Annotated in this window: 18 protein-coding genes; 8 read left to right on the top strand and 10 right to left on the bottom strand. The window is 66.6% G+C overall.

Going from position 1 to position 25,921, the window contains the following annotated elements; all coding sequences use genetic code 11:
* Positions 1-173 precede the first annotated feature (173 nt).
* From DVS29_RS17840 to DVS29_RS17830, 3 genes are all read left to right on the top strand, one after another.
* Positions 174-1,703, top strand: a complete 1,530-nt coding sequence (locus DVS29_RS17840) for a sensor domain-containing diguanylate cyclase (RefSeq protein WP_118181799.1) — start codon at positions 174-176, stop codon at positions 1,701-1,703.
* Positions 1,704-2,077: 374 nt separating this feature from the next.
* A complete protein-coding gene (locus DVS29_RS17835) occupies positions 2,078-3,652 on the top strand; it encodes a methyl-accepting chemotaxis protein (RefSeq protein ID WP_118181798.1) in 1,575 nt (524 codons plus the stop codon).
* A gap of 282 nt (positions 3,653-3,934) precedes the next feature.
* The gene (locus tag DVS29_RS17830; RefSeq protein WP_118181797.1) at positions 3,935-5,242 is read left to right on the top strand and encodes a solute carrier family 23 protein; all 1,308 of its coding nucleotides are present in this window, start codon (positions 3,935-3,937) and stop codon (positions 5,240-5,242) included.
* Between the two features lie 215 nt (positions 5,243-5,457).
* On the opposite strand, the gene DVS29_RS17825 is transcribed toward DVS29_RS17830, so the two are convergent.
* Complete coding sequence (locus tag DVS29_RS17825; RefSeq protein ID WP_118181796.1) at positions 5,458-7,125, bottom strand: Na+/H+ antiporter; 1,668 nt, start codon at positions 7,123-7,125, stop codon at positions 5,458-5,460.
* Positions 7,126-7,483: 358 nt separating this feature from the next.
* Between DVS29_RS17825 and DVS29_RS17820 the strand changes: the two genes are divergently transcribed.
* Positions 7,484-8,764, top strand: coding sequence for an EAL domain-containing protein (locus DVS29_RS17820; protein WP_118181795.1), 1,281 nt, complete (start codon positions 7,484-7,486; stop codon positions 8,762-8,764).
* Between the two features lie 67 nt (positions 8,765-8,831).
* Positions 8,832-9,539, top strand: a complete 708-nt coding sequence (locus tag DVS29_RS17815; RefSeq protein ID WP_118181794.1) for a copper homeostasis protein CutC — start codon at positions 8,832-8,834, stop codon at positions 9,537-9,539.
* Positions 9,540-9,561: 22 nt separating this feature from the next.
* On the opposite strand, the gene DVS29_RS17810 is transcribed toward DVS29_RS17815, so the two are convergent.
* The 9 genes from DVS29_RS17810 to DVS29_RS17765 form a co-directional block, all read right to left on the bottom strand.
* Entirely contained in the window at positions 9,562-13,173 is a 3,612-nt protein-coding gene (locus tag DVS29_RS17810; protein ID WP_118181793.1) for an indolepyruvate ferredoxin oxidoreductase family protein, read from the bottom strand.
* Between the two features lie 164 nt (positions 13,174-13,337).
* Complete coding sequence (locus tag DVS29_RS17805; protein WP_118181792.1) at positions 13,338-14,300, bottom strand: ion channel; 963 nt, start codon at positions 14,298-14,300, stop codon at positions 13,338-13,340.
* Positions 14,301-14,437: 137 nt separating this feature from the next.
* Positions 14,438-14,683, bottom strand: coding sequence for a hypothetical protein (locus DVS29_RS17800; protein WP_118181872.1), 246 nt, complete (start codon positions 14,681-14,683; stop codon positions 14,438-14,440).
* A 67-nt stretch (positions 14,684-14,750) separates the two neighbouring features.
* Positions 14,751-14,972: a hypothetical protein gene (locus DVS29_RS17795; RefSeq protein WP_118181791.1), complete on the bottom strand. Its 222-nt coding sequence runs from the start codon at positions 14,970-14,972 to the stop codon at positions 14,751-14,753.
* A gap of 112 nt (positions 14,973-15,084) precedes the next feature.
* Positions 15,085-15,999, bottom strand: a complete 915-nt coding sequence (locus DVS29_RS17790) for a carbohydrate kinase family protein (RefSeq protein ID WP_118181871.1) — start codon at positions 15,997-15,999, stop codon at positions 15,085-15,087.
* A 41-nt stretch (positions 16,000-16,040) separates the two neighbouring features.
* Positions 16,041-17,345 carry an AGE family epimerase/isomerase gene (locus DVS29_RS17785; protein ID WP_118181790.1) on the bottom strand — a complete coding sequence of 435 codons (1,305 nt, stop codon included), beginning with the start codon at positions 17,343-17,345 and terminating at the stop codon, positions 16,041-16,043.
* A 2-nt stretch (positions 17,346-17,347) separates the two neighbouring features.
* Positions 17,348-18,328, bottom strand: a complete 981-nt coding sequence (locus DVS29_RS17780; RefSeq protein ID WP_118181789.1) for a LacI family DNA-binding transcriptional regulator — start codon at positions 18,326-18,328, stop codon at positions 17,348-17,350.
* A 348-nt stretch (positions 18,329-18,676) separates the two neighbouring features.
* Complete coding sequence (locus tag DVS29_RS17775) at positions 18,677-20,527, bottom strand: EAL domain-containing protein (protein WP_118181788.1); 1,851 nt, start codon at positions 20,525-20,527, stop codon at positions 18,677-18,679.
* Positions 20,528-20,945: 418 nt separating this feature from the next.
* Entirely contained in the window at positions 20,946-21,968 is a 1,023-nt protein-coding gene (locus tag DVS29_RS17765) for a bile acid:sodium symporter family protein (RefSeq protein WP_118181787.1), read from the bottom strand.
* A 587-nt stretch (positions 21,969-22,555) separates the two neighbouring features.
* Here DVS29_RS17765 and DVS29_RS17760 point away from each other — a divergent pair.
* The 3 genes from DVS29_RS17760 (at position 22,556) to DVS29_RS17750 (ending at position 25,913) form a co-directional block, all read left to right on the top strand.
* Positions 22,556-23,086: a hypothetical protein gene (locus tag DVS29_RS17760; RefSeq protein ID WP_240655670.1), complete on the top strand. Its 531-nt coding sequence runs from the start codon at positions 22,556-22,558 to the stop codon at positions 23,084-23,086.
* Between the two features lie 577 nt (positions 23,087-23,663).
* A complete protein-coding gene (locus DVS29_RS17755) occupies positions 23,664-24,755 on the top strand; it encodes a porin (protein ID WP_118181785.1) in 1,092 nt (363 codons plus the stop codon).
* Positions 24,756-24,968: 213 nt separating this feature from the next.
* Positions 24,969-25,913: a LysR family transcriptional regulator gene (locus tag DVS29_RS17750; RefSeq protein ID WP_118181784.1), complete on the top strand. Its 945-nt coding sequence runs from the start codon at positions 24,969-24,971 to the stop codon at positions 25,911-25,913.
* The last annotated feature ends 8 nt before the right edge of the window (positions 25,914-25,921 follow it).

Raw genomic sequence — 25,921 nt, 5'->3', positions numbered from 1 at the left:
TTTGCCAGACCGCATTGCCGAACCAGCCGCCTGACAGCCTCATCGGCCGCTCCCGTCATCCGCCGCTCCTGCGTGTCGGTGACGCGACCCCCGCGCCTGTCAGGTGATCCCGAACCGCGCCGCGTGCCCGGCATGCCGCGCCAGCTTGCCTGCCACAGGAAACCACCGCCAGCATGGTGACGCGTCGTCCGACCAGCGTGATCGCAATCAGCCTCGTGCTCGCCGCCGCGATCCTCGCCATCACGATCGTCGTGCTGGTCGAGATGCGCGAAGACGCGCTGCGCCGTGAGCAGGAGGCGGCAAACAACATCGCGCTGCTGGTGGACCGCGACACCTCGCGCAATCTCGAAGTCTACGATCTCTCGCTGCAGGCCGTGATCGAGGCGCTCGCGCGCCCCGAGGTGATGAAGCTGCCGCCCGACCTGCGCCGCATGGTGCTGTTCGACCGGTCGACCACCGCGAAGTACATCGGTTCGATCCTCGTGCTCGACGAAACCGGCAAGCTGATCCTCGATTCGCGCGATGAGACGCCGCTTGGCGGGAGTTTCGCCTACCGCGACTACTTCACCGTGCAACGCGATTCGCCGAATGTCGGCCTGTACATCAGCCACCCGTTCGCGCCGCTTCTGCACGAAGGCGGCCCGACCATCGCGCTGAGCCGGCGGCTCACGCACGCGGACGGCAGTTTCGCGGGCGTGGTGGTCGGCACGATGCGGCTTGAGTACTTTCACGACCTGTTCGCAGGCATGAAGCTCGGGCCGAACGGCTCGATGGCGCTGATGCTCGCGGACGGCACGATGCTGATGCGCCGCCCGCTCGATCCGAAGCTGATCGGCTCGAGCCTGAAGCACACCGCGAACTACGAGCGCTTCGTGCTGCAGCCGAGCGGGGAATTCTTCGGTACCGCGTCGATCGACAACGTGCCACGCTGGTACAACTTCCGGCATATCCAGAGCTATCCGCTGATTCTCGACATCGCGCTCGCCACTGGCGACATCTACACCGAATGGCGTCGCCGCGCCTGGATCATCGGCTCGATCGTCGCGGCGCTTGACCTGCTGATCGTCGCGCTCGCGGTGCGTTTCTCGAAGGAGCTGACGCGGCGTCTGAAGGTGGAGGAAGAACTGCGCGTGCTCGCGCGTACCGACGGCCTGACGGGGCTCGACAATCGCCGCACCTTCGAGGCTCACGCCGACGTCGCGTGGCGCAACGCACAGCGCACCGGGCGGCCGCTGTCGCTGCTGCTGTTCGACGTCGACAGCTTCAAGGGCTACAACGACTTCTACGGTCACTCCGCCGGCGACGACGCGCTGATCTCGGTCGCGCGTTCGATTGCGCACTACACGCGCCGGCCGCTTGACTGCGCGGCGCGCTATGGCGGCGAGGAGTTCGCGCTGCTCGCGCCGGACACCGATGAGGATGGCGCGATGCAGCTCGCGGAGAAGATTCGCGCGGCAGTACAGACGCGCTCGATCCATCACGTCGCGAGCACGCACCATGTGCTGACGGTGAGCGTCGGGGTCGCGTGCACGAGCATGCATCCGTTCGGAACCTGGCGCGCGCTGGTGGATGCGGCCGACGCCGCGCTCTACGACGCGAAAGACGCCGGCCGCAACCGCGTGCGCTGCTATCAGGCGAACGCAGCGACCAGTGTGCCGGACCCGGCGGTGCCGCTCGGACAGCTTGGGCAACCCGGGCGCTGACCGGAAAGAACGCCGCGCACGCCAGGATGGATGAACGGCTGAACCGCAAGGCCGCAACGCGCGCGTGTAACCCGGCGCGCGTCCCCCGGCGCGTCACGCAGGCACGCCAGTGTATGGAGCCCCTTTTTATCGCCATATCGGATAGCGCCTGATCCGGAGTGCCCCCACCTTCTTCTCCCCGCAATCTGTTTCGTTCTCCTTTCACTGCGCGATGCTTCGTCGAGGCAGTGGAAGCGCTGTCATCTGTCCCGCGTTATTCCCGCCATCGGTCAGTCAAGTCGCATACGGGCCGGCCGTAAACGACCTTATGCAGGCATGCGTGTGTGCGTTCGACGCATCGCCGTTTCAATTCAGGCTCGCTCAAGGAATCAATAATGAAGTGGTTTGACAGCATGACGGTGTTCAGAAAACTGCTGGTCGCATTTGCCGTGGTGATTGCGTTCGGCATGGTGGTGGGCGCATCGGGGCTGATGTCGCTGTCGTCGGTTCACGACATCACGAACACGATTGCCGATCGCCACATGGACGGCCTCTACTACATGGAAGAGGCGAACCGCAACAAGCTCAGCTCCGATCTCGATGCCGCCAATCTCGGCTACGCGCCGGACGACGCCGCGCGCCAGAAACTCAAGGATGAAATCGCCGCGCAGCTGAAGACGATGCACGACGACTTCGACGGCTATCGCGCGACGATCACCGACTCACGCGCGCAGGAACATTTCGATGCGGTGCTGCGCGGCGCGGCCGCGTGGGAAGCGATCGTGCGCGAGCAGATCGGCGCCGATCCGGTTCCCGCAGGTGTCGACAACGCGGAGCTGGTGCGCCGCGCGATCGCGGCAAGCGAAGCATTGCGCGACGAGATCGCGACGGCCGTTCAATATCGCCGGCAGCAGGCGACTGCATCGAAAGAGACCGCCACGCAGACCTACAGCACGATGCGCGTGACAGTCAGCGCGCTCGTGCTGGTGTCGATCGTGGTGGGCGCGCTGCTCGCATGGTTCATCGCGCGGCGACTCTCACGCCAGCTTGGCGGCGAGCCGGGCTACGCGATGGAAATCGCGAGCCGCATCGCGGGCGGCGACCTGACTGCGCGCGTCGAACTGCGCGACGGCGACCACAGCAGCCTGCTCTATGCGCTGAAGGACATGCGCGACCGGCTCGCATCGATCGTCTCGGGCATCAGCACGTCGAGCGAATCGATCCTGCTCGCATCCGACGAGATCGCACAGGGCAACGCCGATCTGTCGCAACGCACGGAAGAGCAGGCGGCCTCGCTGCAGGAAACCGCGTCGAGCATGGAAGAGCTGACCTCCACAGTGCGTCAGAACGCCGAGAACGCGCAGCAGGCGAGTGGTCTCGCGAACGGCGCATCGAGCGTCGCGCAGCAGGGCAGCGAACTCGTCGACGACGTCGTCGCGACGATGCGCGAACTGGCCGCTGGCTCGAAGCGCATGACCGACATCATCGCGGTGATCGAGAGCATCGCGTTCCAGACCAACATCCTCGCGCTGAATGCGGCGGTGGAAGCGGCGCGCGCCGGCGAGCAGGGCCGCGGCTTCGCGGTCGTCGCGGGCGAAGTGCGTTCGCTTGCGCAGCGCAGCGCCGTCTCCGCGAAGGAGATCAAGGAGCTGATCGAATCGTCGACGTCGCGCGTCGGCAGCGGCGCGACGCTCGCCGAGCGTGCGGGCACCGTGATGACCGAAGTGACGACGGCCGTGCGCCGCGTGACCGACATCATGGGCGAGATCTCCTCGGCGTCGAACGAGCAGAGCACGGGAATCGAGCAGGTGAACCGCGCGGTCGCGCAGATGGATCAGGTCACGCAGCAGAACGCCGCGCTCGTCGAGCAGGCCGCGGCCGCCGCGGGCTCGATGGCCGATCAGGCGAAGCAGCTGCAGAGCGCGGTGTCGGTGTTCGAAATCGAAGGACGGCGCGCGCGGCACGCGTGAGCACATAACGTTCTGGCCTCTGACCTGTTCAGCAGGCCCGTCACAGCCGGACGCCGGCCCGTGCAACGCACGGAGCCGGCGTTTCGCATTCGGCGGCTCCAGCCCTAACGTCATGCCGGACCGATTTTCGTCAGCTTGTCAGCGCCTGCCTGCATCCGTACACTCGCGCCTGACCGCACGACGACGCCGGCCATGCCGCGCAGCCGCAACCACAGCGCCGCATCATGCCGTCGCGTTCCGTCACACCCCACCACCCGCCAATACACAGAGGAGTACTCCCACATGGCCGATTCCTGGTTTCCGCGCTGGCGCGCCCTGCCGCCTTCGACCGAAGCGCGTGTCGTCAACATCGATGAACGCCTGCCCGGCCCGCAGATGATCGCGATGGGCGTGCAGCACGTCGTCGCGATGTTCGGCTCGACGGTGCTCGCCCCGCTCCTGATGGGCTTCGATCCGAACCTGTGCATCTTCATGTCGGGCATCGGCACGCTGCTGTTCTTCGTGCTGGTGGGCGGCCGGGTGCCGAGCTACCTCGGTTCGAGCTTCTCGTTCATCGGCCTCGTGATCGCGGTCACCGGCTACGCTGGGCACGGTCCGAACCTCAATATCCCGGTCGCGCTCGGCGGGATCATCGCGTGCGGCGTCGTGTACGGCGTGATCGGACTGATCGTGTCGGGCGTCGGCACGAAGTGGATCGAAACGCTGATGCCGCCGGTCGTGACCGGTTCGATCGTCACGGTGATCGGCCTGAATCTCGCGCCGATCGCGGTGCATGGCGTGAGCGGCTCGAACTTCGACTCGTGGATGGCGCTCGTGACCGTGCTGTGCGTCGGCGCGGTCGCGGTGTTCACGCGCGGCATGCTGCAGCGCTTGCTGATCCTGGTCGGCCTCCTGATCGCCTACGCGATCTACGCGGTCGTCACGAACGGCCTTGGCATGGGCAAGCCGATCGACTTCTCGATCGTCACGAACGCGGCGTGGTTCGGCATGCCGCACTTCATGGCACCGAGCTTCGATCCGCACGCGATGGCGCTGCTCGCGCCGGTCGCCGTGATCCTGGTCGCGGAGAACCTCGGCCACATCAAGGCGGTGAGCGCGATGACGGGCAAGAGCCTCGACCGCTACATCGGCCGCGCGTTCATCGGCGACGCGATCGCGACGATCGTGTCGGGCTTCGCGGGCGGCACCGGCGTGACGACCTACGCGGAAAACATCGGCGTGATGGCCGTGACCAGGATCTATTCGACGCTGGTGTTCGTGATCGCCGCGCTGATCGCGCTGCTGCTCGGCTTCTCGCCGAAGTTCGGCGCGCTCATCCAGACGATTCCGGGGCCGGTGCTCGGCGGCGTGTCGATCGTCGTGTTCGGGCTGATCGCGGTGACGGGCGCGCGCATCTGGGTCGTGAACCGCGTCGACTTCTCCGACAACCGCAACCTGATCGTCGCGGCCGTCACGCTCGTGCTGGGTGCGGGCGACTTTTCGCTGAAGCTCGGCGGCTTCGGCCTCGGCGGTATCGGCACCGCGACCTTCGGCGCGATCATTCTCTACGCGCTCCTGCGTGGCAAGCCGGTGCAGGAAGCTGCGGTCTGAACGCGGTTCCGCCTACCCCTGCCCCTACCCCTGCCGCGTTCCCCTGAACCTCGTGGCCGGCCTGCTGGACCCGGTGGCGAGGGGGCAGCATCGCAGGCTCAAAGTGTGCGCCGCGCTCCGCATCGCGACAACGGCCTCGCGGCAGGAGTATCAACCAGTGAGCCGACGGGGTGCCGGCGCGCGTCGGGCCTCCTGATGCTGCGCCGGCTGCATCGTCAGCCCTTGTTGCGGCCGCGGGTGGTCAGTGCGGTCTCGGCCAGGTCCACTTCGCGCATCAGCTTGTTCAGCGTCTCGTCGTTGATCTTCGAGCTGTTGCGCAGCGCCAGCAGTTCGGCCCGTTCCGCGCGCATGCCGGCGAGCTTCATCCGGAATTCGAACGCTTCCGCGCGGCGCGCTTCGTCGGCGGGCTGCTTGTCGTCGGTGAGGGTGGCGAGGCGCCGCCGGTACACGTCCATCACGCGGGCGGTCACGTCGGTTGCGTGGGCGGCGGCTGCTTCGTCGAGCCCGGCGGTCGTCGTTTCGTGCAGGCCGTCCACCGCGCGAATCGCCGCCTGCGCCGCGAGCTTGCGCGCGAGCCGTTCCTCCGCCACCGTGCGCGGATCGCGCCCGCGCTTCGCGCCATCCAGCAGCAGCGGCAACGCCACCACGGCGATCGCGAGCGATGCCAGTATCACGCCGGACGCGATGAAGATCGCGACGTCGCGCCCCTGCAGGTCCACACCATTGGCCAGCACCTCCGGCACGGAAAGCACGCCCGCCAGCGTCACCGCGCCGCGCACGCCGGCGAACGTCATGATGCCCACCGTGCGCAGCCCCGGCACCGCGTTGACGATGCCGTGACGCGCGGCGCCGCGGCTCGCGAACCAGCGCAGCAGCCACACCCACGCGAAGCGCAACGCGTACAGCGCAACCGCCACCGCGGCCACGTAGCCGACCAGCCGCCACATCTGCGCATTGCCGGACTCGTGCGCGTCGAGCAGCGCGCGGCCGATGATGTGCGGCAGCTGCAGGCCGAGCATGATGAACACCATACCGTTGAAGACGAACTCGATCATCGTCCACGTGCTGTCCGCGCGCACCCGCGCCGACACCGGCCCCGCGTTCGCGAGGCTCGCGTAGTTCATCGTCATGCCGGCGGAGACGGCGGACAGAATCCCCGAGCAGCCGATGTGCTCCGCGAACAGGTAAGCCGCGAACGGAATCAGCAGCGTCATCACGACGCCGGGTGCGGGGTCGCCCTCCGGCGTCACCGCGAGAAAGCGCGCCGACACGATCGAGAACAGCCACGCGACGGCCGCGCCCACCGCGAGACCGCCGGCCGCGATGATCACGAAGCTGATCGACGCATCGCGCAGCGAGAACACGCCGGTCAACGCCGCCGCGATCGCGAACTTCAGCGCGACGAGACCGGACGCGTCGTTCATCAGCGCTTCGCCTTCCAGGATATGCATCAGATGCGGCGGAATCCGGTCGCGGCCCGCGATACCGGTCAACGCGACCGCATCGGTGGGCGACAGCACCGCGGCGAGTGCGAACGCCACGGGCAGCGGAATCTCGGGCGCGAGCCAGTGAACGAAGTAGCCGATCGCGAGCACCGTCATGAACACGAGCCCGAGCGCGAGCATCAGGATCGCGCGGCGCGCCATGAAGAACTCGCGCTTCGGGATCCGCCAGCCGTCGGCGAACAGTAGCGGCGGAATGAACAGCAGCATGAAGAGTGCAGGATCGAACCGGACGTGCAGGCCCGGGTTCGGCAGATCGAGCAGCGCGCCGAGCGCGATCTGCACGAGCGGCAGCGGCAGCCTGAACGGCAGCAGGCGCACGATCACGCCAGAGAGCGCGACGGCAAGCAGCAGGATCAGAACGGTGAAGACAATTTCCATCGGACCGGGCGTGCGGCGACGCAGAAGGAATACGCGAATGGCGCAGGAAGCGATGACGAAGCAAGACGACATAACGGGACGACAAAGCGCCGCGCGACAGTGTAGCCCGCCACGATGAAAGCCGATCGCAAACCGCGCATCCGGCCGACGGCGCAACACCGCCTTTCCAGGCCACAGACTGCACCGAAGCGGTGCGTCGCGCGCCCCGCCGCGATGCGCGAAGCTTGTACCGGTGCAACCGCAGGTCAAATGATCGTGCAAGTGTGCGGCAGCGCGTGCACGGACCTTGCTTAATAGCGGCCTCTGACGCAGATTGAAGAAAGACAGGCCGTCGCGAACGGATACCTGAGAGGAACGCATGAGCATCGCGCAACAGGAAAGAATGGCGGCATCGCCGTACGGCTTCGAGATGAGCGTGAGCTCGGGGCTGCAACGGTACTCGGCGCGGCACGGCGACCTCACGCTGACGAGCGTCTTCCAGCCGGTCTTCAGCCTCGCGCACCTGCGCGCGGTCGGTTACGAAGGCCTGCTGCGCTCGCACGACGCGCTCGACCGCGCGGTCTCGCCGCTCGACGTGTTCGGCCAGGCGTCGCGCTTCGGCGACCTGCTGCACGTCGACCGGCTCACGCAGGCGTTGCATCTGGAGAACTTCAACGTACTCGGCGCGGAGCGCGAGTGGCTGTTCCTCAACGTGCATCCCGGTACGCTGACGGACCCGTATCACGCTGCGGCGCTGCTCGCGAATCTGCGCCGGCTCGAACTGCCGCCGCGCCGCATCGTGCTCGAAGTGCTCGAGCAGCGCGCCGAAGATCTGGACCGTCTCGCCGATGCCGTGAAGCAGTTCCGCGACCGAGGTTTCCTGATTGCGCTCGACGACTTCGGCGCCGGCCATTCGAACATCGAACGCATCTGGCAGCTGAACCCGGATATCGTGAAACTCGATCGCATCATGCTGTCGCATGCCGCGCATCGCGCCGACATGGCAACGATCCTGCCGGGGCTCGTCTCGCTGCTGCACGAAGCGGGCAAGCTGGTGCTGATCGAAGGCGTGGAGACCGAGCACGAAGCGCAGCTCGCGCTCGGCTGCGATGCGGATTTCGTGCAGGGCTTTTTCTTCGGCCGCCCGAACCCGGGGCTCGCCGACAGCGTGCACGCGACCGAGTGCATCGCCGATGTGACCGAGCGCTATCGCGCGCTGACGGAGGAGCGCGCCCGCCGTAACGCGACGCGTCTTGCGCCGTACATCCGTGCGTTCGAGCGCGCGGCGGAGCGTCTGGTGGCAGGCGAGCCGCTCGAGGAAGTCTGCTGGAATTTCCTCGCGCTCGACGATGCCGCGCGCTGCTTCCTGCTCGATGCGCGCGGACGTCAGGCGGGCCGCAACGTCGTGCTGCGCGCGGACCGCGCGTCGCACGAAACGCGCTTCCTGCCGCTCGCGGACGCGCAGGGCGCGAACTGGCTGCGCCGGCCGTACTTCCATACCGCGATCGAAGCGCCGGAGCGCGTGCACGTGACGCGCCCGTATCTGTCGATCAACGAGGCGGTGCCGTGCGTGACGCTGTCGCTCGCGACGCGTATCGGCGAGCAGATGTGCGTGCTGTGCGGCGATATCGACTGGCACGAGGACATCGCGCCGGCGTGACGCGGCGGATGCGCTCGTCTACCATGGGCGCCGTTGCCGGTTGCGGCGTCGGTGCTCCTTGCCAGCCATGTCATTCGAATCCCCGTTGCTCGAAATCATCGCGACCACGGTCGCGGACGCGAAGCTCGCCGAAGCGGGCGGCGCGGACCGGCTCGAACTCGTCACCGCGATGGGCGAGGGCGGCCTCACGCCGAGCGTCGGGCTGATCGAAGCCGTGGTCGACGCGGTGGCGATTCCGGTGAACGTGATCGTGCGGCCGCACAGCCGCGCGTTCGTGTTCGATGCGGACGACCATGCGGTGATGGCGCGCGACGTGAACGCCGCCGCGGCGGCCGGCGCGAACGGCGTGGTGATCGGCATGCTGACACCGTCGCGTGAAGTGGATACCGAGGGCCTCAAGCGCTTGATCGATGCGGCCGACGGACGGCTCGCGATCACCTTCCATCGCGCATTCGACGAAGCCCGAGACCTGCACGAAGCGCTCGACGTGCTGCTGCGCTTCGACGCGATCACGAACGTGCTGACCTCGGGCGGCAAGCCTTCGGTGCTGCTGGCCGAAGATACGATCCGCGCGTTGCTGCGAACAACCGAAGGCTCGACGTGCACCGTGCTGGCGGGCGCCGGCCTCACCGCCGATGCGGTGGCCGGCTTCGTGGCGCGCACGGGTGTGCGGGCGGTGCACTTCGGTTCGGGCGTGCGGGTGGGCGGCAACGGGCTTGCGCCCGTCGATCGCGAAGCGGTAGCGAAGGTGAAGCGGCTGCTCGCGCAGCGTTAAGCAACACAGCCGCCGCCAGAAACTACTTCGCCACCACCACCGGAATCCCGCGCAACTGGCCGGCGCCTTTCACTTCATCGAGCGCGCGTTGCACCGCAGGGCTCGTCGCCGCGTCGATGCCGAGCCGCTTCGCCTGCTCGCGTTCGCCGCGCTTCACGCCCGCGAGATTCGCGAGCTTCACGTGACCGTATCCGCGCACGCGTGCGTGCAGCGCCGCAAACTGCGCGAACGCTTCGACGTTGTCCGCATCGACTGAAGAGAAAGCACGCGCCAGCGTGAGCTCGTAATCATCGGCGAGCGCGCGTTCCATCCGGCGTTCGGTCGTGCGGCCGAACGGATCGAGTGCGGTGCCGCGCAGCCCGCGCCACTTCGCGAGCATGCCCAGCGCCGGCCACATCCACTGTCCGAACTGACGCTTGCGTGGCACGTCGCCGTGTTTTGCGCGCGACAGCGTTGGCGGCGCGAGATTGAACTTCACGGTGAAGTCCTTGCCCGCTGAGCCTTCGAACTGCGCTTCGAGCGATGCGCGAAACGCCGGGTCGGTATGCAGGCGCGCCACTTCGTATTCGTCCTTCACCGCGAGCAGGCGATAGAACGTGGTCGCGACCGCGCGCGACAGCGCATCGGAACCCGTTGCGCGCTCCGCCGCGCGCGCCGCGTCGACGAGCGCGCGATAGCGCTTCACGTATGCGCTGCCGCCATACGCGGCGAGCCGCGCCTCGCGATCCGCGACGATCCGCTCGACCGTGTCGGGTGCGAGCTCCGGTTGTGCGCTGTGACGCTGCGCCCACAGCGCGTCGAGCGCCGCCGGGTCCGCTGCCGCGAGACGGCCGACCGCGAACGCGAGCTGGTTCGCCGCGACCGCGACGTTGTTCAGCTCGATCGCGCGCATCAGCGCTGCGAACGACACCGGCACGAGCCCGAGCTGCCACGCGAAGCCGAGCATCAGGATATTCGCGCCGATCGTATCGCCGAGAAACCTGCCGGCGAGCGACTGCGCATCGCACATGGACAGCGGTTCGCCGCCGGCAGCCGTCGCGGCTTCGCCGCGCACCGCGTGCCGCATCTTGTCGAGCAGCGCATCCGCGTGCAGGTTCGCATCCGGGTTCTGCACGAACGACGCGTTCGGGATCGCATGCGTGTTCACGACGATCCGCGTGCGGTCTGCCCGCACGGTCTGCAATGCATCGGCGCTCGCGCCGACCACCATGTCGCACGCGAGCAGCAGGTCCGCCTGCTGCGTATCGATACGCACCTGGTTCAGCCATTCGTCGCGCGCGGCGAAGCGCACGAACGACAGCACCGAGCCGCCCTTCTGCGCGAATCCCATGAAGTCCAGCACCGACGCGCTCTTGCCTTCCAGGTGCGCAGCCATGCTGATCAGCGCGCCGACTGTCACGACGCCCGTGCCGCCCACGCCGGTGACGAGAATGTCGTACGGCGCGGCGTCCAGATGGGTCGCGGGCACCGGCAGCGCATCGACGCGCGCGGCGAGCGCGGCTGCATCGAACGCGACGCCCGCGGCCTTCTTCAGCTTGCCGCCTTCGATCGTGACGAAGCTCGGGCAGAAGCCATTCACGCACGAGTAGTCCTTGTTGCACGACGACTGGTCGATGCGGCGCTTGCGGCCGAGTTCGGTCTCGACGGGTTCCACCGAAAGACAGTTCGACTGCACGCCGCAATCGCCGCAGCCTTCGCACACTTCTTCGTTGATGAAGAGGCGCCTGTCCGGGTCGGGGAATTCGCCTTTCTTGCGGCGGCGGCGCTTCTCCGCCGCGCAGGTCTGGTCGTAGATCAGGATCGTCACGCCTTCGGTGTCGCGCAGCTCGCGCTGCACCGTGTCCATTTCGCTGCGATGGTGGAAGGTCGTGCCGTCGGGAAACTGGTCATGGTGGCCGTCGTACTTCTCCGGCTCGTCGCTCACCACGACGAAGCGCGACACGCCTTCCGCCTCCACCTGCCGCGCGATCTGCGGCACCGAGATGCTGCCGTCCACCGGCTGGCCGCCCGTCATCGCGACCGCATCGTTGTAGAGGATCTTGTAGGTGATGTTCGCCTTCGCCGCGACCGCCTGACGGATCGCGAGAATGCCGGAGTGGAAGTAGGTGCCGTCGCCAAGATTCTGGAACACGTGGCGCGTTTTCGTGAACATCGAATGCGACGCCCAGTCCACGCCTTCGCCGCCCATCTGGATCAGCCCGGTCGTGTCGCGCTCCATCCACGACGCCATGAAGTGGCAGCCGATGCCGGCCTGCGCGATCGAGCCTTCCGGCACCTTCGTCGACGTGTTGTGCGGGCAACCCGAGCAGAAGTACGGTGTGCGGCGCACCGCGTCCGCCGCGTTGGAGAGGATCTGCGGTGCGACGAGATCGACCACGCGCTCGCGGCGGTCGAGCGCCGGCTTGTGCTTCGCGAGCCAGCCGGCGAACACCGGCAGGATGCGCGACGGACGCAGCTCGCCGAGCGACGACAGCAGGAGCGAACCGTCGGCGGCATGCTTGCCGATCACCGCCGGCCGCGCGCCTGCGCTGCGGTTGTACAGGTAGTCCTTGATCTGCTGCTCGATCACCGGGCCTTTCTCTTCGATCACGAGCACTTCGGCGAGCCCGTCGACGAACTGTTCGAGCCGCGTCATCTCCAGCGGGAACGACAGCCCGACCTTGTAGATGCGCACACCGGCCGCGTCCAGATCGGCGACGGTGAGATCGAGCCGGCGCAGCGCTTCCATCAGGTCGAGATGCGCCTTGCCGCAGGTGACGATGCCGACGTTCGCGCGCGGGCTCGGCGCGATCCACCTGTCGATGCTGTTTGCGCGCGCGAACGCGCGCACCGCGTCGAGCTTCGCGTGCAGACGCTGCTCGATCGTGAGGCTCGGCAGATCGGGCCAGCGGTTGTGCAGGCCGCCGGCGGGCGGCTGAAAATCATCCGGGTTCGTCCACCCGGTCTGCAGCGCGTCGAGGTCGACCGTCGAGCCGGATTCGACCGTCTCCGAGATCGCCTTGTAGCCGACCCACGCGCCGGTGAAGCGCGACAGCGCCCAGCCGTAGAGGCCGAACTCGAGCATGTCCGCGACGTTCGACGGATTCACGACCGGCATGTGCCACGCGATCATCGCGAAGTCGCTCTGATGCGGCATCGACGACGACACGCAGCCGTGATCGTCGCCCGCCACCACCAGCACGCCGCCGTGCGGCGACGAGCCGTACGCGTTGCCGTGCTTCAGCGCATCGCCGGCGCGGTCGACGCCCGGCCCCTTGCCGTACCACATCGCGAACACGCCATCGACGGTGCGCTCCGGGTCCGATTCCACGCGCTGCGTGCCGAGCACCGCGGTGCCGCCGAGCTCTTCGTTGATCGCGGGAAGAAAACGGATGTCGTTCGCGGTGAGCTGCTTCTTCGCTTTCCACAGCTGCTGGTCGACCATGCCGAGTGGCGAGCCGCGATAGCCGCTGATGAAGCCGGCGGTGTTCAGGTCGCGCGCTTTATCGAGCGCGCGCTGCATCAGCACGAGACGCACCAGCGCCTGGGTGCCGGTGAGGAAGATGCGGCCGCACGTGGCGGTCAGGTTGTCGGTGAGCTTGTAGTCGGCGAGCGCGGGGCTCAGCGTATCGGTGGGGAGGCGGTCGACGCCCATGCCTGTCTCCGGAGCTTGATTGGTCTCTCCGGATTGTTGGGCACACGGGCGAGCAATTTATTGCAAATTTGCTTGAGTGCGCGGCAGAGTCGGCAAGGAATGATTTTGGCGCGCGGAACTTCGAGTGAAATTTTTCTCGCGATCGAACCCCGCCGTGGAAACCCTCAGAACACGCCCTGCGCGGAAGGCGTCGGTCCGGGCGACGGTGTCGCTTCGTCGAGCGCTATGACTTCGTCGAAGTTGTGGTAGTCGATGTGCTCGACGCCGTCTTCCTCGTACATCAGATCGACATAGCGGTGATGCCAGCGGACATTGCCGACCTTCCACGCGTAGCGGGCGGTCATGGTCTGCGACGTGGTCTCGTCCGAACCTTCGATGGTGAGCAGCAGCATCGCGCGGCAGCGGTCCAGACTTTCGGCCGTTTCGCCGAACAGCGGGCTCGCTTCGTCGATCACGTGCATCAGGTTCCAGCCGAGCTGGAAGATCGGATGCTGGTCGCGCACCAGCGTGAGGTCGTGCAGCTTGCGCAGCGTGTAGCCCTCGGCGCTCGTCTCGACCCGCAGCAGGCGCAGCCGCGCGCGCGCTTCCGAGATCACGTTCTGGCGCTCGTTGGCGGCGCGCACCATCAGCGTTCGGCGGCCTTCCACCGGATGCACGACCGCGTAGCGGGCGAACATGATCTTCGCGCGCGGGCGCGAGAAGCGCGCGAAGATCAGCCCCGTCGCCAACGCAATCGACGACATCCCCACGAAGATTTCGAGCGTCGCGATGACATGCGCGTAGAGGGTCTGCGGATGCATGTCGCCGTAGCCGACCGTCGCGAGCGTCTCGACGCTGAAGAAGAACGCGCCGAGGAAGCCCTGCGGAAACTGGTTGGCGATCGGCGCGGCGCCGAGCTGGAACAGCACGGCGAAGACGGTGTTGAGCAGCAGGAACAGCGCGCCGAGCGACGAGAAGAACAGCGGCCAGCTGACGTTCAGCGCGGCGTGATAGAGGTCGCCGAAGCGGTGCTCCGGCAGGCCGTGCACAATGATCTTGCGCGAGCCGGCCTGGATCTGCGCGACGCCGTGCCGCGTGGTGCGCTGAAAGACCGCCTGGGATTCGTCGATGGGGTCGTTGACGGCCATTGCCTGCTCGCGGGATGAGAACGCGGCAAGCGTAGCACCAGGACGCGGGCAGCGGAATGCCGCGCGTCGGCACGGGCGCGTGCTGAACGCGCCGTGTGAACGCGATTCTTCCGGCGAGCGCGAAGCGACGCGTCAGGTCACGGAAAGGCGCGCGGCTTCGGGATGCCGGCGCCGTGCTCGATGTCGATCACGGCCTGGCGGTGCGCGAAGTCCACCGCGGTCGCTTCGTCGTCGTAGCCGGCGTCGCCGCCCACCGTCAACCACTTCTGCACCGTCTTTTCGTTGTGCCGGATCTCGTACTCGGCGTCCCAGCGCGCGCCTTGCAGCGCGAGCGGCCGGACGTGGATCGAGTAGACGCCATAGAGGAAGAGCTGATCTGTCATCATCGCCGTCTCCAGCGGGTTCGTCGAAGAACCTGTGACGTGCCGCAAGCGGCGCGCCACGCGCCTCCTACAGTTCGATCTCGCCGAGGATGCGATGCGCGAGCGCCTTCGCTTCCTCGAGTGCTTCCGCTTCGCTCGGCGAGGCCGACTCGACTTCGTAGACCGTGTTTTCGGTCTCGCTGCCTTCGTCGCGCGCGAGCGTTACAACGCCCTGGAACTGGCCCTGCCCGACCGGGCGCACCGCGGCGGTGGCCGTGTAGATGCCTTTGGTGTAGGTGAGGTCGTCCATGATGCCTCTCCTGCAAGGAGGAGATTTCATCGTAGCACTTGAACATGACGGCCGCGTGGGCCGTCATGTTCCGATGTTACGAGGGCACTCAGATGGACGTTCCGGTGGACGTTCAGGCGGACAGCAGCGCGACCACTTCGTCGAGCGACGGCGAATGCGCGCCCGAATGGCGGCACGCGGCCGCGCCAGCCGCGAGCGCGAACGCGAGATGCTCCGGCCAGCCGCGCTGCGGCGCCGCCATCAGGCTGTAGAGCAGCCCGCCGATCGACGCATCGCCGGCACCGACGGTATCCGCCACTTCCACGCGCGGCGGGCGCGCCTCGAAGCGCTCGTCGCCGACGATCAACGTGGCCGTGTCCGAGCCGCGCGTGAGCAGCACCGTCGCGGCCGGATTCATCTCGTGGATGCGCGTGAGCGCGTCCGCTTCGCTCAGGCCTTTGAACAGCATCCGCAGGTCTTCGTCGGAGACCTTGATCAGATCGGCGAGCGCGGCCATCCGGCGCAGCGTCGGCTCGTAGCCGTGCTCCATCAGATTGCGGTAATTCGGGTCGAAGCTGATCTTCACGCCGCGCGCGCGCAGGTCGGCGGCGAGTGTGGCGAGCGTTTCGCCGAGCGGCTGGCGCACGAGGCTGATGCAGCCGAAATGCGCCCACTTCGCGTGCTCCATCCAGCCGGCCGGCAGATGCGCGGGATCGAACGCGAGATCGGCGCCGTTGTCGCCCATGAAGAAGTAGGTGGGCGGATGGGTCTCGTGCACGATCGCGAGCAGCGGCGGGCGCGATACGCGCTGCATGAAGCGCATGTCGAGACCCGCGGCGACGCTCGCGTCCCACAGTTCGTCGGAGAACCAGTCGACGCCGAGCGAGCCCGCGCTGGCCGTCGGCAGGCCGAGCCGCGCGACCGCGCGCGCGACGTTCCAGCCGGCGCCGCCGGGGCGCGACAGCCACGACGAATCGCCGGTGCGGACGAGGTCGGTCAGGATGTCGCCCGCCGAGATGAAGACAGGAAGTTCGTTGCTCGCGCTCATGATGCTCACCGTTTTGCTCACCGTTGGTCTGCTTGTATCGATCACGCCTGAGGCGTCGTCGAGGCGCTGAAGGCGGCCGTGGCGGTCGCATCGCCGTGCTGCAACGCGTGCATCAGCACTTCGTAGCAGGCGCCCATCGTGTGATAGTCGGTCTTGCCGGCCGGGCTCTTTTCGTCGCTGTACTTGCGATTGTCGCAGGTGAGGATGCGATACCACGCGCCATAACGATGGTCGACGAAATGCGCCCAGCTGTAGCGCCAGATCTCGTCGTACCAGTCCCAGAAGCGCTCGTTGCCGGTGCGCTTGCCGAGCAGCGCCGCGCACGCGAAAGTCTCGGCCTGCACCCAGAAGTACTTGTCGTGATCGCAGACCGTGCCGTCCGGACCGAAGCCGTAGTAGAGGCCGCCGTGGTCGTTGTCCCACGCGTGCGTCATCGCGGCGTCGAACAGCTCGACTGCGCGCGGCATCAGCCACGGCAGCGGACGGTGCCGCTCGAGAATCAGCAGCAGCTTCGCCCACTCGGTTTGATGGCCCGGCTGGAAGCCCCACGGACGGAAGATGTTCGAGCTGTCTTCCTCGTTGTAATGCCAGTCCACCGACCAGTCCGCGTGGAAATGCTCCCACACCAGGTTGCTCGACAGCTTCGCCTGGCGCAGCGTGATGTTCGACGCGACCCGTTCAGCACGGTCCAGATACACCAGATGGCCGGTCGCTTCGTACGCGGCGAGCAGTGCTTCCGTCGTATGCATGTTCGCGTTCTGGCCACGATACGTGCTGACGTGCCAGTCGGCCGTGGCTTCGTCCGCGTAGAGGCCGGCGGCCGCGTCCCAGAAGCGGTGTTCCATCAGCTCGAAGGTCGCGCCGATCATCGGCTTCGCTTCCTCGATGCCGGCCATCGCCGCGTGCGAATACGCGAGCAGCACGAACGCGAGGCCGTAGCAGTGGCGCGTGCCGTCGAGCGTGCGGCGATGTCCGTCGCGCCAGTCGAGTTCCCAGTCGTAGCCTTCGTTCTGCGCGTCCCAATGCGCATCGCGCAGAAAGCGCATGCCGTGGCGCGCATATTCGAGGTACTGCGGATCGCCGAAGTGACGGTACGCCATCGCGTAGTTGAACACGTACCGGCAACTGCTCACCAGATGCCGCGTCGCGCGGTTGTAGATCGTGCCGTCGTCGCGGAAGAAGTGGAAGAAGCCGCCGCTCGGGTCGTACACGTGCGGCGCATAGAAGCGCAGCGTGTCCTCGATGTGCGACAGCAGAAACGCCGGGTCGCGGAAACTCGCGACGGGCGGCACGCTGACGGCGGTCGGGGAGGCGGTCGAGGTGGTGGTTTTCGCGTTTTGCGTCATGGTCATTTCACCAGGGTACTGGCACGGGCAATCAGGTGAACGGGCAGCCGGACTTCGGCTGCGGCGGGCGCATCGTCGAGCAGCAGTTCGACGCCGCTGCGGCCCAGTAATTCCTTGTCGACGGCGATCGTGGACAGCGGCGGGGCGGCGTGCGCGGCGGCGGGAATATCGTCGAAGCCGATGATCGCGAGGTCGTCCGGCACCCGCAGCCCGCGGGCGAGGCACACCCGCAGCGCGGCCAGCGCTGCACTGTCGTTATAGGCGAACACGGCGTCGGGGTGCGGGCCGGGTGCGTCGAGCAGGCGCTGCATCGCGAGCTCGGCGCCGGCATCGGCGTCGAGGCCGGCGTCGATCGTCAGTTCCAGCGACGGGTCGAACAGCAGGCCCGCCTCGAAGAACGCGCGCCGGTAGCCGAGCGCGCGCTGAGCGATGCTGAAGTGCGCGAGCGAGCCGCCGATGAACGCGACGCGCCTGCGCTGCTGCGCGAACAGATGCTGCATCGCGAGCGCGGCGCCGGCGGCGTTGTCGAGGTTCACGGAGCGCAGCCCCGGCGCCCACAGGTCGATCAGCACCAGCGGCCGTTGCAGGGCGACGAGCGTCGCGAGCGTTTCCGGTTCGATGAAGCCGGCCACCGCGATCGCGTCCGGCGCGTGCAGGCGCATCTGCTGCACGACGTCGTCCGTGGGGCCGGCCGTCAGCAGCGACGGCACGATGCCGCGTTCGCGGCACGCGTCTTCGACGCCATGCAGCACGTGCGAGAAGAACGGACTCACCGCGAAGTTGTTGTGCTGGCGGTGTAGCAGAAACGTGAGACGGCGAATGCGCGGACGCAGCTGCGCCGGGTCGTAGCCGAGCTGCCGCGCGACTTCGACCACGCGCACCCGCGTGGCTTCGGAGAGCCCCGGCTGGTTCTTCAGTGCCCGCGAGACCGTGCCGATCGACACGCTCGCCGCGCGGGCGACATCGCGAATGGTTGTCCCCATGTTGTCCGTCTGTGGCGCGGCCTGCTGGTGCTGCCGTGCCCGTTGTCAGGTCGGAGGCGATTGTATAGTAAAACAGGCTGAAAAATGCTCAACCTCCGGGTGATGCCTGGGCGTAGATACCCGTACTGCATGGCAATGTATGCATTTTGTGTGTTTAGTAAAAACGGCTAAACGCGGTGTTGCGGTGGGCTGGGCGCGGGTGGACGGGCGTGTTTAGACAAGCCGGTCGGCTCGAATCCGGAGGGACGGGCAGGGCCGGCGGAGGGGATAGGAAGAACGTGCGACCACGTCCGTCGCGCCTTGCGATGCGCAGGGCGGACGCGTGAGCCGGGAATGGAGGCTGGAGGCCTAGTTCAGCGTGGTGCTGAGCGACGCATCGATGCGCTCATGAAGCAGGTGGATGCTCTGCTGCGCATCGAGCAGCACGATGCCCGAATCTTCCTGCTTGGCGCGCCGCTTCGCGAGCGCGGCGACGGACGCGATCTCCTCGCTCGTGAAGCGCGCGTTGCCGCCGCCCGCGGCTACGTGCACGCAGCCGATTGCCATCGTGACGAAGCCGAAGAAGGTCGGATTGCCGTGCCGGTCTTCGCCGTGGATGCCGCCGGCGATGCGGTCCTCGGGCGCGTAGAAGCGCTGCGCGCCTTCGTTGAAGGTGTCGATCGCGCGGCTTGCGCGTTCGAGGCAGTCCTCGCTCTGGAACAGGATCAGGAAGTCGTCGCCGCCTACGTGACCGAGGAAGTCGCGCGTCGGGTCGCACACGTCGGCGAGCACGGCCGCCGCGAACTTCAGCACTTCGTCGCCTTGCCAGTAGCCGTACTGGTCGTTGAACGGCTTGAAGTGGTTCAGGTCGACGTAGCACGCATGGAAGCCCGCGTCGGCGCCGAGCAGCCGCGCGATGTGCGAGCTGATCGGAATGTTGCCGGGCAGGAAGGTCAGCGGGTTCGCGTAGCGCGCCGCTTCGATGCGCACTTCGGTCACCGCGCGCACCAGGTTCTCACCGGTGCCAAGGCCCGCGTACTTGCCGTTGTCGGTGATCACGAAACCGTCGGCGAGATAGCGCTGGTCGTCGCTCGCGAGGAGCTTCGCCATCTGCTCGACCGTCATCGACTTCTCGATTACCACCGGCGATGCATTCGCGAACTGCAGACATGGCCGCTTGCCGAACAGCTCGCGGTGATACGGCAGTGCGTAGCGGTCCATGAACGCGCGCCGGTTGATCAGCGCAACCGGCTCGTCGTGCTCGACCACCGCGACCGCGTGCAGATCGGGGAGACGGTTGAAGAGTTCCAGCACGTCGTTGTTGGTTGCGGTGCGCGGCAGCGCGGGCGCGGCGACCAGCATTTTCGCGGACGCCATGCCGCCCGACGGCGACGCGCTCGCGTTGCGCGTGGCTTCGGGAAACACCGCGATGTGGCCTGCGCGGATCGCGTCGCGGGCTTTCTCGGCGACGGAACGTGGCGGCTTCGCATGCGGCCGGCCGAAGAAGAAGCCCTGGCCGCAGGCAATGCCCATGTCGCGCAGCACGATCGCGTCCGCTTCCGTTTCGATGCCTTCGGCCACGAGCCGCGCGCCACTCGCGCTCGCGAACTGCTGCATCGCGCGCACGGCTTCGAACTTGAGCGGGTCGTTCGCGATTTCGTGGATAAAGAAGCGGTCGATCTTGATGACGTCGGGCTGCAGCTGAACCCACAGGTTCATGTTCGCGTTCGCGGTGCCGTAGTCGTCGAGCGCGAACTGCGCACCCTCCGTGCGTAGCGCGGCGATGGCGGGCATGAAACTCGTCACGTCGGGAATCGCGCTCTGCTCGGTCAGCTCGATCACCACGCGCCGGATGTCGAAACCGGACGCGCGCAGCAGGCCAAGGATGTCGTCGCTGGCGCACGCCAGTTCGCAGATCGCGCCCGCGCTGAAGTTCAGGAACAGCTTGCCCTCGTAGTCCAGTCGCGCGAAGGCCTCCAGACAGACGACGGCGGCCGTGCGCTCCAGCTCGACCAGCCTGCCTTCCTCGTCGGCCTTCGTGAACAGCGCGAAAGGCGATTCCAGCGGCGAGCCGACCGGGCCGCGAATCAGGCCTTCGTACCCGAGAATGGTGCCATCGACGAAGTCGACGATCGGCTGGAATACGGCGTTCAGGTCACGGCGAGCGATCAGATCGTCGATGCTCGGCGTGGGGTGCGCGAGGGGCGAGCGAGATTGCATGGAACGGAGTTGCCTGAATAGGGACGGTCGGCTTATCGGCGGGTATTCCTCAGACTTGAATGAATTTTTGGTGACAGCGACCAATGACAGGGTTGGGAAGGATGTGTCCCCAGGTTTGCCCGTTTCGGGACCTCGGCCGGACGGGCCAGCGCCCGGTGATTTCCGGCCGAGGCGAGGGCCGGCGCGGACCGGCGTTCAATAGCGAACGGTCAACGGCGGAAACGAACGAAGCCACCGAAGCCAGTCGACGTGGCGGTGGCGGTGGCGGTGGCGGTGGCGGCTTCGGCGGCCCGTCAATCCGCACGGGAAGGAGGAGGGAATGAATACGGCTACGGGTAGGGCTGTGGGTATGACGATAAGCGCGGCTGCGAGTGGGGCTAAACGCAGGCCCGCGCTGGCGGGCAGTTCGCGGCGCGCGTCAGCGCCGCGCGACGGCGGGCGCTGCGCGATGTGCTGCGGCCTGCTTTTCCGCGCTGAGATCGCGCGCGCCCCAGCGCTGCGCGAGCGCCGCGCACACCATCAGCTGGATCTGGTGGAACAGCATCAGCGGCAGCACCACCGCGCCCACGGCATGCGACGCGAAGATCACCTTGGCCATCGGCACGCCGGCCGCGAGGCTCTTCTTCGAGCCGCAGAAGATGATCGTGATCTGGTCGGCGCGCGAGAAGCCGAGCCGCTTGCTGCCGAAGATCGTGATCGCGAGGGCGGCCGCGAGCAGCACGGCGTTCACGATGACGAGGCCGCCGAGCGCGGTCAGCGGAATGTGATGCCACAGGCCTTCGTTGACGGCTTCGCTGAACGCCGCGTACACCACCAGCAGGATCGAGCCCTGATCGACGAACTTCAGCACGTTGCGGTTGTGCTCGATCCAGCGGCCGATCACCGGGCGCAGCAGTTGTCCTGCCACGAACGGCACGAGCAGCTGAAGCACGATGTCGCCGACCGTATGCCAGGCGGAGCCGCCGCCCGCGGCCTGACTGGTCACGATCAGGCTGACGAGCGCCGGCGTGATGAAGATGCCGAGCAGGCTGGACGCCGACGCGCTGCACACGGCCGCCGGCACGTTGCCCTTCGCCATCGACGTGAACGCGATCGAGGACTGCACCGTAGACGGCAGCGTGCAGAGGAACAGGACACCGGTGTACAGCGCCGGCGTAACAAGCGGCGAAAGGACCGGTTTCAGCGCGAAACCGAGCAGTGGGAACAGGACGAAGGTGCTGAGTAGTACGACCGCGTGCAGACGCCAGTGCGTCGCGCCCGCGACGATCGCCTCGCGCGACAGCTTCGCGCCGTGCAGAAAGAACAGCAGGCCGACGGCGACGTTCGTCAGCCAGTTGAAGCCGACCGCGGCCTGCCCGTGCACGGGCAGCACGCTGGCAAGGGTCACCGTGCCGATCAGGCAAAGCGTGAAGTTGTCGGGAAGGAATTTAGGTCGAGCCATTCTGGGATTCTCATGACGCTCTCGAAGCGTCCAGCCTGTTTCATCGAAGTATGTATTGTCCTCGCGACGCTATTGAAAAAGCAAATTCATTTGAAGAATTGATTAATGCGCTTTCAGAATAAGATGCGCCCGGCATGAAATGCGGTTGCGGGAACATCTAACATCAGTCGAAACCGTGGGTTACGGACGGGTCGCAGATGCCGTCCGCGATCGGTCCTGAGGGCCGGTTTCCATGTCGTCTAAATCTAACGTTCGCGTGCGGAAAGCCACTTTTGCCGGTGGCTCCGCAAAGCGCGTTTCCCCTTTTTACACAATGGGTTAGAAGCGAGCCCCGGGACCGGTAACATGGTGTTACAACAGCACCTTGGACCTAACACTTTTCGGCTCGACACCCTCCTGCACCGACCATAAATTACTTGCTCACAGGCCGAAGGGGGCCGGCGGTTTCTCGGCAGTTCGCAAACCGTTGAAGTCGCTCCCCGGCACGGATTTCGCCAACGCCCGGGCGCGAAATTCGCGGTGAGCAGTCGGGCAGGACAACGATCGTGAACGTTGGCAGGTCGAGGACAGGACGCTGGATCATCGGCGTGGCGCTAGCCACGCTGGCGCCGCTCGCCTGTGCCAACGAGTTCGGCCAGCACGGCGGCGGTCATTTCGGCGGCGGTCATGGCGGTGGCGGCGGCAGGGAAATGAGCCGTCCAGCCGGGCCGGCGTTCGGTGGCCATGGCTCGCCGCAGAACGGGCGCGCGGCAAGTGCCGGCAATCATGCGTTCCCGTCGTACGCCCGCCAGGCCAGTCAGGGGCTACGCGCACCGCGCGCGGCGCAGGATTTCCCGGTCAACGGTTTTGCGCCATCGGCGCCGCAGCGCGCGCCCATGATGCGCGATGGCGACTGGCACGGCGACGGGCTGGAAGCCGCCCGTTATGGCGGCGGTATCACGCCGGTGAGCGCGGAAACGCGCGGGGTGCCGCGCCCGCCCGCTGATTCCGCGATGGTCCGCGCCGGCTCCATCCGCGAGGACGTTGCGCGCTACAACGAAGAGCGCTCCACGCGCCCGGTGCCGCGCCCGCCGGAAGATATGTCGCGCGCGCCCGGCCCCTCTCCCTACCGCAACTAATTCGTCGCACTGATTGAGCGAACGGGCGGCGCGCGAAGCGTCGTCCGCGCGTCCGTTTGCGTTCGTGTACGCGTTCGCGCGGAGCCTGCGGCCGCACCAGGCGTCTCAAGCACCCATCGGTAGCACCCCTCACCACTGCCTCGTCCATTTTCCGGCGTCCATCGCGACGCGGGCCGGTGACGTGCGCGCGCCACACATTTTTGAAAATTCTCGTCATAAGACAGACGAATGACATTCAATCGCCATTCGTTGTGGCGGTGCGTCAATGTTGCGGCCGATGTCGGCGAAAGGGGCGGAAACCTCCAGTCGGCGCGGGTGTCGGGCGTGACGGACAGGGATGACGCGCCGCAGCGCAAAAGTACCGCATGCGCCGCTAGCAGCATCATTTTTCGCGAGCTTATGCAGAACGATATACCGGCGATAACCCCCGGTATTTTTGTTCCGGGAAATGGTCCGCAAAGATTGACCGGCCCAGATTGGCTCGGCAGTCGATGAAGCAGTGAAGCGCAGAACAAACGGTCAGCTCGAGTCCCCCCTCGCACAGCCACACCCACTTTTGACAAAGACAGGAGAACCCATGAAAACAAGCGTCAGCCGTGCGCTGAAATTCACGTTGAAGACGGGCGCCATTGCCGGCGTGCTCGCCGCGGCGTCGTCGTCGGTGTATGCGCAATCGAGCGTGGATCTTTACGGGCAGGTCGACGAATGGGTCGGCGCGCAGAAATTTCCGGGCGGGCAGCGTGCGTGGCAGGTATCGGGCGGCGGCATGTCGACGTCCTACTGGGGCATGAAAGGCGCCGAGGATCTGGGCGGCGGCTACAAGGCGATCTTCACGCTGGAAAGCTTCTTCCTCGCGCAGAACGGCAACTACGGCCGCTTCACCGGCGACCACTTCTTCGCGCGCAATGCGTACGTCGGCATCGAATCGCCGTACGGTACCTTCACCGCGGGCCGCCTGACGTCGCAACTGTTCGTCTCGACGATCCTGTTCAACCCGTTCATCGATTCGTACGAGTTCTCGCCGATGGTGTTCCACACCTTCCTCGGCCTGGGCACGTTCCCGACCTACACGACCGATCAGGGCGTGGTCGGCGATTCGGGCTGGGACAACGCGGTCCAGTACTCGTCGCCGGACTTCAATGGTCTGACGGGCTCGGTGATGTACGGTTTCGGCAACAACGCCGCCGACAACGGCCTGAAGAAGTGGAGCGCGCAGGCGTTGTACTTCCACGGCCCGTTCGCCGCGACGGCGGTGTACCAGTACGTTAACTTCAACACCAGCGTGCCCGCCAGCACGACGGACCTGACCGATCTCGTGTCCGGCATGAAGAGCCAGAGCGTCGCGCAGCTGGGCGTGAGCTACGACCTCAAGTTCGTGAAGCTCTACGGCCAGTACATGTACACGTACAACGACCAGCAGCTCGGCAGCTGGCACGTGAACACGGCACAGGGCGGCGTCAGCGTGCCGCTCGGCACGGGCACCGTGATGGCGTCGTACGCGTACTCGCGCGACCGCGGCGGTCTCGACCAGACGCGCCAGACGTGGGCGCTCGGCTACGACTATCCGCTGTCGAAGCGCACGGACGTCTACGCCGCGTACATGAACGACCACTTCACGAGCCAGTCGACCGGCGACACCTTCGGCGTCGGCATTCGCGCGAAGTTCTGACGTGCTCTGAAGCGGGCGGGCTGCGCGGTTTGCGGCCTCCCTCCGTCACGCTCATGCAACTCGAAGCCCCGTGTTCCATCAGGACACGGGGCTTTTTCATTGCGCCGCCGGTGCCAGAGCCGGTGCTGGCTCACTGCGTTTCACGCAGCTTCTTTGATAAAGTCCGCTCGTGCGTCGTCATTGATTCCCGCTGTGAACGAGTGAGCGAGTGAGATGGATACCCTGATCAGCCTGAAAGTGTTTCGCCATGTCGTCGAGATCGGCAGCTTCGTCGGGGCGGCCGAGAAGATGGACATGTCGGCGGCGATGGCGAGCAAGCACGTGATGCATCTCGAACGCTATCTCGGCGCGCGCCTCCTGAACCGCACGACGCGCCGCGTCGCGCCGACCGAAGCGGGCCGCGAATACTACGAGCGGCTGAGCCAGGTGCTGGGCGAACTCGAGGAGGCAGAGCAGGCCGTCGGCGCGGCGACGGTGATGCCGCAGGGGCGGCTGCGCGTGTCGTCGCTGTCGGCATTCGGGCTCAAGTACGTGATGGGCGCGGTGGCCGACTACGCGGCGGCGCACCCGCAGGTGAACGTCGAAATGACGTTCGCGGACCGCGTGGTCGAGCTGATCGACGAAGGCTACGACGTGGCGATCCGCGCGGCGCCGACGGGGCTCAAGTCGTCATCGCTGGTGGCGCGGCAGATCGCGACCGCGCACATCGTGCTGTGCGCGTCGCCGGAGTACCTGCGCGAACACGGCGCGCCGAAGACGCTCGCCGATCTCGCATCGCACAACTATCTGCAGTACGCGGGCGTGTCGTTCGCGGACATGGCGCAGACCGAAGCGGCGCGCAGCTCGCGCGTGCGGGTGGTCGGCAACATCTCCGTCAATCATCTGGAGGCGATGCGCGTTGCCGTGCTGCAGGGCGCGGGCGTTGCGATGCTCGGCAGCGAGGCGATCGGCGCGGATATCGCGGAGGGTCGTCTCATTCCGCTGCTCGTCGATGAGATCGGTCCGCGCGAGCTGCCCATTCATGTCGTGTATGCGAGCCGGCGCTATCTGTCGGCGAAGGTGCGCTCGTTCGTCGACTTCATGGTGGACCGCTTCGCGGGCCAGAAACTGTGGCCGACGCTCGACGAGATTCGCGAGGCGGCGGAGCGACATCGTTGAACGATCGG

Source organism: Paraburkholderia phosphatilytica (assembly GCF_003443895.1).
Classification (GTDB): domain Bacteria; phylum Pseudomonadota; class Gammaproteobacteria; order Burkholderiales; family Burkholderiaceae; genus Paraburkholderia; species Paraburkholderia phosphatilytica.
The sequence above is the reverse complement of the archived record's forward strand: the minus strand, read 5'-3'. Positions and strand labels throughout refer to the sequence as shown.